The organism is Roseovarius sp., assembly GCF_018066915.1.
In the GTDB taxonomy this organism is placed as follows: domain Bacteria; phylum Pseudomonadota; class Alphaproteobacteria; order Rhodobacterales; family Rhodobacteraceae; genus Roseovarius.
In genome coordinates this window covers 1-11225 of record NZ_JAGPVV010000099.1, presented here as the reverse complement: position 1 = coordinate 11225, position 11225 = coordinate 1, and the positions used below count along the sequence as shown (strand labels likewise).

9 protein-coding genes and 1 pseudogene are annotated in these 11225 nt (G+C 65.0%); 3 read left to right on the top strand and 7 right to left on the bottom strand.

Translation table 11 applies throughout. The features are described from left to right. From KBT70_RS05615 to KBT70_RS05605, 3 genes are all read left to right on the top strand, one after another. On the top strand, positions 1 to 2221 hold a 2221-nt coding region (locus KBT70_RS05615; protein WP_296629590.1), incomplete at its 5' end, for a MupA/Atu3671 family FMN-dependent luciferase-like monooxygenase. Then, positions 2218 to 2877: a 4'-phosphopantetheinyl transferase superfamily protein gene (locus KBT70_RS05610; RefSeq protein ID WP_296629588.1), complete on the top strand. Its 660-nt coding sequence runs from the start codon at positions 2218 to 2220 to the stop codon at positions 2875 to 2877. The genes KBT70_RS05615 and KBT70_RS05610, both read left to right, overlap by 4 nt. A 227-nt stretch (positions 2878 to 3104) precedes the next feature. After that, on the top strand, positions 3105 to 4403 hold the full coding sequence (locus KBT70_RS05605; protein ID WP_296629586.1) for a Wzz/FepE/Etk N-terminal domain-containing protein: 1299 nt from the start codon (positions 3105 to 3107) through the stop codon (positions 4401 to 4403). 6 nt (positions 4404 to 4409) lie between these two features. On the opposite strand, the gene KBT70_RS05600 is transcribed toward KBT70_RS05605, so the two are convergent. The 7 genes and pseudogenes from KBT70_RS05600 to KBT70_RS05570 form a co-directional block, all read right to left on the bottom strand. Next, positions 4410 to 4883, bottom strand: a complete 474-nt coding sequence (locus KBT70_RS05600) for a CoA-binding protein (RefSeq protein WP_296629584.1) — start codon at positions 4881 to 4883, stop codon at positions 4410 to 4412. Positions 4884 to 5084: 201 nt separating this feature from the next. Further along, positions 5085 to 5384 carry a hypothetical protein gene (locus KBT70_RS05595; RefSeq protein WP_296629583.1) on the bottom strand — a complete coding sequence of 100 codons (300 nt, stop codon included), beginning with the start codon at positions 5382 to 5384 and terminating at the stop codon, positions 5085 to 5087. A 72-nt stretch (positions 5385 to 5456) separates the two neighbouring features. Then, the gene (locus KBT70_RS05590) at positions 5457 to 7523 is read right to left on the bottom strand and encodes an exonuclease domain-containing protein (RefSeq protein WP_296629581.1); all 2067 of its coding nucleotides are present in this window, start codon (positions 7521 to 7523) and stop codon (positions 5457 to 5459) included. Next, positions 7516 to 7899 carry a response regulator gene (locus tag KBT70_RS05585; protein WP_296629579.1) on the bottom strand — a complete coding sequence of 128 codons (384 nt, stop codon included), beginning with the start codon at positions 7897 to 7899 and terminating at the stop codon, positions 7516 to 7518. Before KBT70_RS05585 ends, KBT70_RS05590 begins: the two co-directional genes overlap by 8 nt. Before the next feature lie 30 nt (positions 7900 to 7929). Beyond that, the gene (locus KBT70_RS05580) at positions 7930 to 8436 is read right to left on the bottom strand and encodes a hypothetical protein (protein WP_296629578.1); all 507 of its coding nucleotides are present in this window, start codon (positions 8434 to 8436) and stop codon (positions 7930 to 7932) included. 3 nt (positions 8437 to 8439) lie between these two features. After that, on the bottom strand, positions 8440 to 10278 hold the full coding sequence (locus KBT70_RS05575) for a DUF294 nucleotidyltransferase-like domain-containing protein (protein ID WP_296629576.1): 1839 nt from the start codon (positions 10276 to 10278) through the stop codon (positions 8440 to 8442). Between the two features lie 118 nt (positions 10279 to 10396). Next, a pseudogene (locus KBT70_RS05570) lies at positions 10397 to 11225 on the bottom strand (cation acetate symporter); the annotation flags it as partial.

The window sequence follows — 11225 nt, the reverse complement described above, 5'->3', positions numbered from 1 at the left end:
ATTCGCCGACACCCACGGCTTTTGCGCGGTCTGGACGCCCGAGCGGCATTTCCACGCCTTTGGCGGCCCCTATCCCAACCCCTCGGTGACGGGGGCCGCCGTTGCGGCGGTCACGCAAAACATCGCCGTGCGCGCCGGAAGCTGCGTTGCCCCCCTCCACCACCCCGCGCGCATCGCCGAGGAATGGGCGGTCATCGACAACCTCACCAACGGACGCGCCGGTCTGGCGATTGCCTCTGGCTGGCACCCTGATGATTTCATCCTGCGCCCGGAAAACACGCCGCCCCGCAACAAACCCGCGATGTTCGAGGCGATCCGCGATCTGCGCCGCCTCTGGCGCGGCGAGGCGGTGGAATTTCCCCGCGCCGATGGCACGATGCACGCCGTCGTGACCCAACCGCGCCCGGTGTCCAAGGTGCTGCCCGTCTGGGTCACAACCGCCGGCAACCCCGAGACATGGCGCGAGGCGGGGGCGCATGGCGCCAATGTGCTCACGCATCTCTTGGGCCAATCCATCGACGAGGTGGCGGGCAAGATCACCCTCTACCGCAGCGCCCTGCGCGAGGCGGGGCATGATCCGGACGCCTTCACCGTCACGCTCATGCTGCATACCTATGTCGCCGAAACCCGCGACGAGGCGCGGCGCGTGGCGCGCGAGCCGATGAAGGACTATCTGCGTTCCGCCGCCGCCCTCATCAAGCAATACGCTTGGGCCTTCCCCGCCTTCAAACGCCCGCAAGGTGTGAGCACCCCGTTTGAATTGGACCTCGGATCGCTCAACGCAGAGGAACTCGACGGCATCCTCGATTTCGCCTTCGAGCGCTATTTCGAGGATTCCGGCCTCTTCGGCACCGTCGAGGATTGCGTCGCCCGCGTCGAGGGATTGAAGCGCATCGGCGTGGATGAGGTGGCCTGCCTCATCGACTACGGCATTCCCGCGCGACAGGTGCTTGACGGTCTGCGCCCACTCGCACGCGTGCTGGAGCGCTCGAACCGTGTGGGCGCTATCCCCGAGGATGACTTTTCCATCGCCGCGCAAATCCTGCGGCACGGCGTGACGCATCTGCAATGCACCCCCTCAATGGCCCGCATGATCGCCATGAACGACGAATCCCGCCAAGCCCTCGGGCGGCTGCGGCATCTGATGCTGGGCGGCGAGGCGCTGCCGGGCGCTCTGGTGCAGGAGTTGCGACAGGTCACGCGCGCACGGATGACCAATATGTATGGCCCCACGGAAACGACCATCTGGTCCACCACCGGCCCCGCCGAAGAAACCCCCGGCCCCGCCGCCATCGGCACGCCCATCGCCAATACGCAGGCGTATGTTCTGGACCCCAAAATGCAACCGCTGCCCGTCGGCATGGCAGGCGAACTCTGGCTTGGTGGCGATGGGGTCACACGCGGCTATCTCGGGCGCGACGACCTGACAGCAGACCGCTTCCGCCCCGATCCGTTCCGTGCGGGCGGGCGCATCTATGGCACCGGCGATCTGGTGCGCTGGCGCGCCGATGGGCGGCTCGATTTCGTCGGGCGCGCCGATGCACAGGTGAAACTGCGCGGCTACCGCATCGAACTGGGCGAGATCGAGGCCGCACTTGAGGGCTGCACCGGCGTCGCACAAGCGGTGGTGCTGGCGCGCGAGGATACCCCCGGCGACATGCGCCTTGTCGCCTATCTGCGCGGCACCATCACACCCGAGGCCGCGCGCGCGCATCTGGCCGCGCAGCTGCCCGCCCACATGATCCCGTCGCATGTCGTCGTGCTGGATCACTTCCCCCTCACCCCCAACCGCAAGGTGGACCGCAAGGCGCTGCCTGCGCCAGAGACCCAAGTCAAAGCCCCGCGCCCCGCAGCCGCCCCCAAACCGGTCACGCCCGCCAATACGATCGAGCGCGACATCGCGGCGATCTGGGCGCGAATCCTCGGCGTGGCCGAGATTGGCGCACAGGACAGTTTCTTTGATCTGGGCGGTCATTCCCTCTTGGCGGTGCAGGCGCATCGTGAAATCCGCAGCACGCTGGCGGTCGACCGGCTCAGCATCACCGACATCTTCCGCTGCCCGAAACTCGCCACTCTGGCGGCGCGTGTGGCGGAATTGCGCGGCGACGCCCCCCCCACGCCCGCCAATACCCCCGCCCCGGCCCCCAGCCCCGGTCGTGCCGATGCGCGCACCGATGCCATGGCCCGCCGCCGCGCCATGCGGGCGGCGCGCCAAGGGTGAGCGCCGCGCTGATCGCCGCGCTGCGCGCCCTTCTGCCCGAGAGGCTGGCCTTGGCCGCAAGCGATCCACGCGCCGAGGCGACCGGCCTCTGGCCCGAGGAGGCCACAGCCATGGCCCGCGCAGTGCCCAACCGCCGCCGCGAATTCGCGGCAGGCCGCCGCGCGGCGCGCAGCGCCTTGGCCACGCTTGGCCACGCCCCCGCCGCCATTCCGATGGCCCCCGACCGCGCGCCGCTCTGGCCCGAGGGTGTGACCGGCACCATCAGCCACGGTGCCGGGATATGTCTGGCGCTTCTTGGACGCTCCGAGGATTGGGCCGGGCTTGGCCTTGATCTCGAGCCGGCCTTGCCCCTCCCCGAGGACACCGTTGCCACAATCTGCACCCCCGCCGAGCGTGAGACCGTGACCCAAGACCCAAGCGGCCTCCTCTCCCGCCGCCTCTTTTGCGCCAAGGAAGCCACCTACAAGGCGCAATATGCCCAGAGCCGCAGGCTGCTTTCCTTCCACGATCTCGAGGTCACATTCGACGCGTCTGGCGGCTTTTCCGCCGAACTCCTGACCGATTGCCCCCCCTTTCCCCCCGCCACATGCTTTGCCGGACACAGCCTGCAAACCGGCGATATCCTAGCAGCCCTCGTCACGCTGCCCCGCCTCTGAACACAGTGTTTCCAGAGCGCGACAAATAACCTGTGGCGAAATTGTGGCATGATTGCTAGATTGTGGCCAAGTTGAGACTTAAATCTGTCAGGGCCGTTTGGGGGCATTCGGCTGACAGGATGGCACCCCGCGTTTGCGGGACCGTCCGTCAGCAGGAAATATCCCGAGCGGTTTTTCGTTTTCAGCGTCTGCGTTGACCACCTTGAAACGACACCGATAGGCACATCATGAGCGCGATCCAATCCATGCCCGATCTGATGCGGCTCCTGCGCCGCAGACTGTGGCTCATCGCGCTTGTCGGCGTGGTCGGCGCGCTGCTCTCGGTCCTTATTGCCCTCAACCAGCCCAAGGTGTTTCAGGCCACCGCCGTGATTCAGATCGAAACGCCACAGGTCGGCCGCGACCTGACCGGGCAGACGATTGCCACCGATGCCAATCACCGGCTGCAACTGATCGAACAGCGCCTGATGGCGCGCGACAATCTGGTCAAGGTGATCGAACGGCACGGCCTCTTTGCCAATGTCCCCAACATGCCGCTGGCCGAAAAGGTCCATCAACTGCGCGTGTCCGCCCGGATCACACCCATCACCGTGGGGATTCCCGGCATGGGTCCGGCCACCGCCCCCTCTGGGCTCAGCGTGACGGTGAACCTCAACGATCCGGTCAAGGCCGCCGAGGTGGCCAATGATTTCGTGGAAACCGTGATCACCCAGAACCGCGAGCGTCGCATGGACCTCGTGCGCGAAACACTCGATTTCTTCAGCGCCGAAGAGGCGCGTGTCAGCGCCCAGATCGCCGAAGTCGAAGGCGTGATTGCCGATTTCAAACGCGCCAACGGCGCGTCGCTCCCCTCCAGCATCACGCCTGTGCGCGAGGAATTGCGCACCCTCAATGAAACCCTGCTCGATCTCGACCAGCAGATCATCGCGCTGGAAACCGAATCCACCCGCCAGCGGCAAGAGGTGTTTGCCCGCCAGATCGGCCAGTTGACCGACCAGCGCGCGCTGGTCTCGGCCCGCATCGCCGAGAATGAGGCCGCCTTGGCCGCAGCCCCCCGCGTCGAGCGGGAGTTGGGCGCGCTTACCCGCGACCTCACCCAGCTTCAGGATCAGCTCAGCACCATCACCACCAACCGGGTCGAGGCGGAAATGGCCAGCGTCCTTGAATCGCGCCAGCAACAGGAACGGTTCGAGATTCTGGAAACCGCCATTCCGCCGGAATTTCCGGTGTCCGCCAGCCGCAAGAAACTGGCGATTGCCGGGGCACTGGCCAGCCTTGTCTTGGGGCTCGCTCTCGTCATCACGCTCGAACTCCTCAACCCGGCCATCCGCAGCGCCGCGCAACTGGAAAAAGAGCTCGAGATTACGCCGGTCGTGACCATCCCCGTGGTGCGCCTGCGGCATGAACGCCGCCGCCGCGCGCTGCGTATCGCCGGAACGGTGCTTGCGGTCCTCTTGGTCGTGCCGCTCGTGCTGCGTCTGGTGCAAGACCGGCTGATGCCGCTGCGCCTCTTGGGCGGCAATTGATCCCGCTTACAGCTTGGATGAAATGATCCCGGTGTTGAACCCGCCCATGCGCAACTCGCCAAAGAGCCGCTGATACTCGATCTTGGGGCAGCGGTTCATCACCACATCGACGCCCCGCGCCCGCGCCATTTCCGCAGCCTCCGGATTCTCGACCCCGATCTGCATCCAGACCGTGCGCAGTCCCGGCAAAACCTCGAGCGCCTCTTCCACGATGGGGCCGACATGCTCGGACCGGCGGAAAATGTCGATCATATCGACCGCGCCCTCGATGTCGCGCAGCCCCGCCACCACCCGCTGACCAAAGAGCCGCTCACCGGCATGGCCCGGATTGACCGGCACCACCTCGTATTTCTTGAGGCTGAGGTAGCGTGCCACATAGTAACTCGGGCGCACGGGGTTCATCGACACGCCAACCACCGCCACACGCCGGGTGCGGGTCAGGATCTCGCGCAGGTGGGAATCGCTATAGTCTTCACTCATACCGCCACCAAATCACGATCCGGCCCAAGAAAAAAGCGCCCAAGTTAAACTTGGGCGCCAGTCGCGGAACGAGGGACAGTGATAGAAGGCATCAATGTTCCGGATCGACGCCTCTGGGACAGATGTAGGTCCGATTCTCAGGATATAAAGGGATTGTAATATACCTGTGACTGCGCTTGATCGCCCGTCACACGCTAAAATTCAGTCGAATATGTCCTCGACCGTGTCCCATATCTCCTCGAGCATCCGCCGCCCAAACCCTTTGCGCGGCTTGGATTTTCGCGCGCGCTCAGGGGCTTGCCCCACAGGTCCATACTCCTGCCGGGGCAGCGTCATGGGCCGCGCCTTGGGCCGCGCAGCCCCAGTCTCGCGCGTGGGCATCGCCTTCATCTCGTGCAGCGGCGCACCACAACTGGCACAGGCCAGCTCGTGCCGCGCCCGGTCCAGAACCAGAACCGCCCGCGTGCCGCAATATGAACAGGTCGCAATCTTGTGTCCCATACTCCCCATATCGGTCAGGGGGGCGGGATTGCCAAGGGCTCAGCGCCCAAATGCTTCGAAATCGCGCGGCGTTCAGTAATTCTGCGCCTTGCGGATCTTGGTCATCCGCCCCTCTTCGGCAATCGCCCCGCCCAGCGTGGTTACACCCTTGGCCTGCAAGAGGCCCAGCATGCGAACAAACACCTCTGCCGTGGCCACGGTATCACCCATCGCGGTATGCCGCGCCTCGGGCGGGATGATGATCCCGAACCGGTCGCAGAGCGCATCAAGCGTGTGCTGCCCGCTGTGATCAAAGAGCCCCGCCGACATCAACACGGTGCACAGCACCGGGTTGTCGAACCGCCGCCCTATCACCTTTTCCTTGAGCCGCAGAAACGCGAGATCAAACGGCGCGTTATGCGCCACCAGCACCGCGCCCTGACAGAAATCGTGAAACCGCCGCCCGGCCTCGATGATATCCGGCGCGCCTTGCACCATCTCATCGCTGATATGATGCACCCGCGTCGAGGCAGGCGGGATCGGGCGGCCCGGATTGACCAGCATGTCAAAACTCTCGCCGCGCAGGATACGCCCGTTGACGATCCGAAGCCCGGCAATCTGCACGATCTCATCACCCCCCCGCGGTGAGAGGCCGGTGGTCTCGGTGTCGAACACCACGAAACTCAGGTCCGACAGGGGCCGGTTGGCCAATTCCCCACCCGCCACTTCGGGCAGGTTGAAATCATAGAACTCCGGCCGCGCATCGCCGGGTTCCAGCGGCGGGGCTGCGGTGGCCAGCGGCAGTACGATCCGGTGCGCCCCCGCCCCCGCCTCGGCCCAGACATCCGTCTGATGCGCGCTCAGCGCATCGCGCCCCGAATAATCGCCATAGGCGGTCGAGAGCGGTGCCTTGAGCCAGCCGGTCAACTGCCCATCCGTCACAGCCTCTCCCTGCCAACTCAGGATCAGCCGCGTCTCGGCCCCGTCCTGCTCGGCACTCAGGCTGAATCCGTCGCGGGTGCCCTCTTCGGTCAGATGCCCCAGCAACCCGCCCAAGAGCGTGGTCACAGCAAAGCCATCGCAACTCAGCATCGCCTCGCTGCGCGCCACGCTCAGCGGCACCCGCGCCTGCACGCTCAGCCCGTCGAACACATGCGCCGCCGCAACCGGCGACATCGGCCAGCGCCGCGATTTGACCCCGGCATGCTGCGCCCCCATGTCGCGCAGGCACTCAAAGAGTCGCGCCACCTCGTCCTCGATCCCTTTGCGAAACTTGGCGCGGGTCTCGGGCGGCAGATCATCCGCCGATTGCAGCACATCAAGCAGCGCGCCGATGGTGGCCGCCGGTCGGCGCACCCCCTCCAAGAGCGTGTTGAAGAGATGATCCTGCTGCGCATGCGCGCTCAGGTCCTCGGTCGCATCACGGAAAATCAACACATGCCCCGACAGTTCTTCATCCGACAGGATCGGGCTCACGCGGCCCAAGAGAAACCGCTTGCCGTTCGCAGAGGCCGCGAGAAATGTCTCGGCCCCGATATGGCCGCGCACCCGCCCCTCCTGCATCCGCGACAGCGCATCCATGATCGGCTCGGGGCGCAGGACATTCGACAATGGGCGATCAAGACCGATATCGCCCAACAACTCTTGCGCCATGCGGTTGTAGAGCATCACACGGTTGTCGGGCGTGGCCACCACCGCCCCCTCGCCCAGATCCCGAAAGAGCGCCTCGAAGAGCGCCTTTTCGCGGGCAATCCGTGCGGTTTCCCGCTCGACCGCGCGGGCGCGCGCGGCGCGCGCCTCGGACAGTGCGGCGTTGATCGCATTGGCGGCAGGGGCCAGCGTGCTCAGATGCTTGGCCTGCGCCTCGTTGATCTGCAAATCCACATCGGCCCGCGCCCGCGTCGTCAGGTCCGAGGCCAGCGCCAGAATGGGCTTGGCGACATTCTCGTCAAACAAGAGACCGATCCAGGCGGCCAATCCCATCACGCCCAGCGCCGCAACCAGCCCGCCAATGACATAGCCATCAAGCGGCCCCCCCGCGCGCCGATAGCCAAACCAGAGCGCGCCGCCGATCACCATAGCACCCCCCAGCGCCAGAGCCGCAAAGAAGAGCGCAAACCGCAGCCGTAGTCCCAAACGCGCCGTCAGGCGCTCAATCATGATCCGCCCCGGCCAGCAACTCGCCGATTTGCGCGGTCAGATCAGCGGTGGCAAAGGGCTTGGTCATAAAGGCATCCGCCCCCACCGCCAGCCCCTTGCGGCGCTCGACCTCACCGCCGCCGGCGGTCATCATCAGCACCTTGATCCCCTTGAGCGCGGCATCGGCGCGGATCATCTGGCATATCTCATAGCCCGACCGCTCGGGCAGCATCACATCCAGAACCACCAGATCAGGCCGGTCCTCGGCCATCGCCGCCAGCGCGGCATTGCCCGTGGCCACCCGGCGCAGCCGGTATCCCGCCCGCCCGATCAGATGCTCGAGTGCGAGCGCGATATTGTCCTCATCTTCAACCAGCAGAACGGTTTTTTCAGGCATGACGGGCCTCCTCTCCCGGTTACGACTGACTTAGCTCTGGCAGAGCGCCTTGATCACGGGGTCCTCCACCCCAACAACCAGCCACTCGGCCTGCGACGGATCGGCCAGCGCCGCCTCGCTCACATCGGCGCGCGCGGCCTTCGCGCAATCCACCAGTTGCGGGCGTTTGACCGGCACGGCCCAACGACCAAAGAGATAGATATCCGCCAACAGGATTTCCGGCACTGTCGGGTTGGTCTGGACCCCGGCACGGTCCAGCACCATCATCCGCGTGACCTGCGGCACGACATAGGTCCAAGGTTTCCAGAACTTGGCCTCTTCGACCGCGCTCACCACTTCGACGCTCTCGGGCAGGGTGCCCAGCGTGCGATCAGCCCAAGTGTATTCCGACCAGACGGCATAGCACAGCATGGCGATACCCGCCGCGATGGGCGCGGCATAGCGTGGCAAACGCCCCCGGCTCAGATGCCCGGCGACAAGCGCCAGACCGGCTGCGCCGATGCCAACGGCGAAAGTGGCGATCAATTCCAAAAACATAAGTTATCCCGGTGCTCCTCTGGATTGTGCAATGGCCGATTGCATGGTCTTGACCACCATGAACGCATCCCGCAAGTGGTTGCGCTCAAGGTCCGACAGATCGGCAGGGGTCATGAAATTGTCCGGGCTGCGCCCGGCGCGGATACGCGACGCCTGATGCCGCAGCCGCGTTTCCGCAATGAGATCGTAGGCATCCAGCAAATCGCGCGCGCCGCTCTCGGAAATCACGGCCCCCGCCCGCGCGCCCGTGATCCGCTCGCGCGTGCCCGCCACCTCAAGCGATCCCAAGAGCGCGTAAATCCGCCCCAGATCGACCACCGGCACCACGCCCGAATGTTTGAGGTCAATCGTGTTCTTGTGCTCGCCCGACCGGATCAGGGCAAAGCCGCGCAAGAGGCCCAAGGGCACCGTATGCTTGAGCGAATTGGACACCATATGCGCGACAAAGATCGAATTCTTGCGCGCCTGTGCCAGCACTTCGGCCTGCAAATCGTCAAACAGCGCATTCTCCCCCGCAATCGCCCGCAGGTCGAACATGACCGAGGCCAGCATCTGCGCCTCAGTGTCCGGCTGCGCGATCCAGCGCGCGAAGTAGCTGCGCCAGACCCGGCGCGGCTGCCGCCAGCGCGGGTTGGTCGCCATCATGTCGCCGGGGCAATAGAAGAACCCGCAGGTGTTCAGCCCGTCGCTCACATATTTGGCCAGTGCCGCGAAATAGGCGTCATGCTCCGGCTCGAAACTGTCATCAAGGATGAGGCAATTGTCCTGATCGCTCACCCCGGTCTGTTCCCGCCGCCCTTGGCTGCCGCAGGCCGCCCAGAGATAGGGCACAGGGGCCGGGCCAAGCTGCATCTCGGCCAGCCGGAGCAATCGCCGGGTGATGGCATCGGTGATATCGGTGATCCGCCGCGTGATCGACTGCGGCCGCACCCCGGCCTGCACCAGTTGCACCAACAGCATCGGCACCCGCTCCATGACATGCGCCATGTCCTCGGGCGTATCGGCGCTGGCAATATCGGCGACCATATGGCTCGCCGTGGCGGCCTGTTGCCGGAAAAGATCGGTCTTGCCAATCATGCCCAGCACCCGACCCCCCTGCGCCACCGGCAGGTGATTGACCTTGAGCTCCGACAAGAGCATCAGCGCATCAAGGCCAAGCCGCCCCGGCTCGATCGTCACCGGGTCCGGTGTCATCACCTCCGCCACGCGGATGTCGCCGCTCAGCCCTTCGGCCAATACCTTGTTGGCCAGATCGCGCACGGTGATGATGCCTGCCAGACGCGCCCCTTCCATCACCACGACGGACGAAATCACATTGTCCCGCATCAGCCGCGCCACATCCTTGATCGTGGCCTCTGGCCCGCAGGTGATCGGCGTGGCGGTCATCAGGTCCGACACCTGAAGGGCTGTCAGCCCCGTCGCATAAGGCCCGTCATCACCCTGCGCTGTGGGCCGTGCGCGGGCGAACCAGCGCGCAATCTCGTCCGACTGCTCCATCAGGTCCAGAAACGCCTCGCGCGGAATGACGATCAGGTCAGAGGCTTCCGATGCCCGCGCCGTCAATAGCGCATTGCCATCGCGCAAGAGCCCCCGCTCGCCCATGATGTCGCCCGGCCCCCGGTGCGACACCAGATCAGCATGCCCCGTCTCGATATCGAGCCCGCCGGTCTCGACCACATAGAGCCCCGCCAGCGGCGCGCCCTTCTCAAAGAGCACAGCCCCTTGCTCCAACACCACCCGTGCCAGCTTGGGTGCCAGCGCAGAGCGCAGCACATGCGGCAACCCGGAAAACGGCGCATGGCGTGTCAGGCTGTCAATGGGATCGGGTTTGACGTCGCTCATTGCGCGCGGCTCTCCTCGGATTTGGCGGGAAATCACCTAAAAGCACCCAGGTCCCGGAAATATCGGCGGGCGGCAGAGGGAACAGGGGCGGCACGTGCCGCCCCTGTCCATTGGTTGCTTAGTGGTTCACGGCCGTGCCGGCACCGCGCGGAATACGCACGCTTTCGACCAGGTCCTGAATCTCCTGCGGCGGTTCTGCCGTCATGCTCGACACGAGATAGGCAACACCAAAGTTCAAGAGCGCGCCAATCGGGCCAAAGTGGGTCGGCGGAATACCGAACAGGTACTGATCTGCGGTCAACATGTTCGTTTCCGGGATAAAGAACCAACCCAGATAGAGGAACAGGTAGAGCGTGGTCGAAATCAGACCGGCCAGCATGCCAGCGGTTGCACCCGCAGAGTTCATGCGCTTCGAGAAGATGCCCATCATCAGCGTCGGGAAGAGCGACGCCGCCGCCAGACCGAACGCCAAGGCCACAACCTGCGCCGCAAAGCCCGGAGGGTTGAGACCCAGATAGGTCGCCACACAGATCGCCGCCGCCATCGAGATACGGGCAGCCAAAAGCTCGCCTTTTTCCGAGATGTTGGGATTGATCGTCGATTTGATCAGGTCGTGGCTCACAGCCGAAGAGATGGCCAGCAACAGACCCGCCGCCGTCGAGAGGGCCGCAGCAATACCACCTGCGGCGATGAGCGCGATCACCCAACCCGGCAGACCGGCGATTTCGGGGTTGGCCAACACGAGGATGTCACGGTTGAACGTCACAAGCTCGTTGCCCTGCCAGCCACGCTCGGCCGCCAGTGCAGTCATCGCTTCGGACTTGTCGTTGTAGTATTGGATCTTGCCGTCGCCGTTCTTGTCTTCCACAGCCAAGAGGCCAGTGGCAGACCAGGTGCGGAACCAGTCGGGCAGATCGTCAACAGCCACGGCTTCGCCCTGCACGCCT

Coding starts and splice junctions, on each gene's coding strand:
- KBT70_RS05605 (WP_296629586.1), top strand. CDS start 3,105: ATGAGCGCGATCCAATCCATGCCCGATCTGATGCGGCTCCTGCGCCGC.
- KBT70_RS05600 (WP_296629584.1), bottom strand. CDS start 4,883: ATGAGTGAAGACTATAGCGATTCCCACCTGCGCGAGATCCTGACCCGC.
- KBT70_RS05595 (WP_296629583.1), bottom strand. CDS start 5,384: ATGGGACACAAGATTGCGACCTGTTCATATTGCGGCACGCGGGCGGTT.
- KBT70_RS05590 (WP_296629581.1), bottom strand. CDS start 7,523: ATGATTGAGCGCCTGACGGCGCGTTTGGGACTACGGCTGCGGTTTGCG.
- KBT70_RS05585 (WP_296629579.1), bottom strand. CDS start 7,899: ATGCCTGAAAAAACCGTTCTGCTGGTTGAAGATGAGGACAATATCGCG.
- KBT70_RS05580 (WP_296629578.1), bottom strand. CDS start 8,436: ATGTTTTTGGAATTGATCGCCACTTTCGCCGTTGGCATCGGCGCAGCC.
- KBT70_RS05575 (WP_296629576.1), bottom strand. CDS start 10,278: ATGAGCGACGTCAAACCCGATCCCATTGACAGCCTGACACGCCATGCG.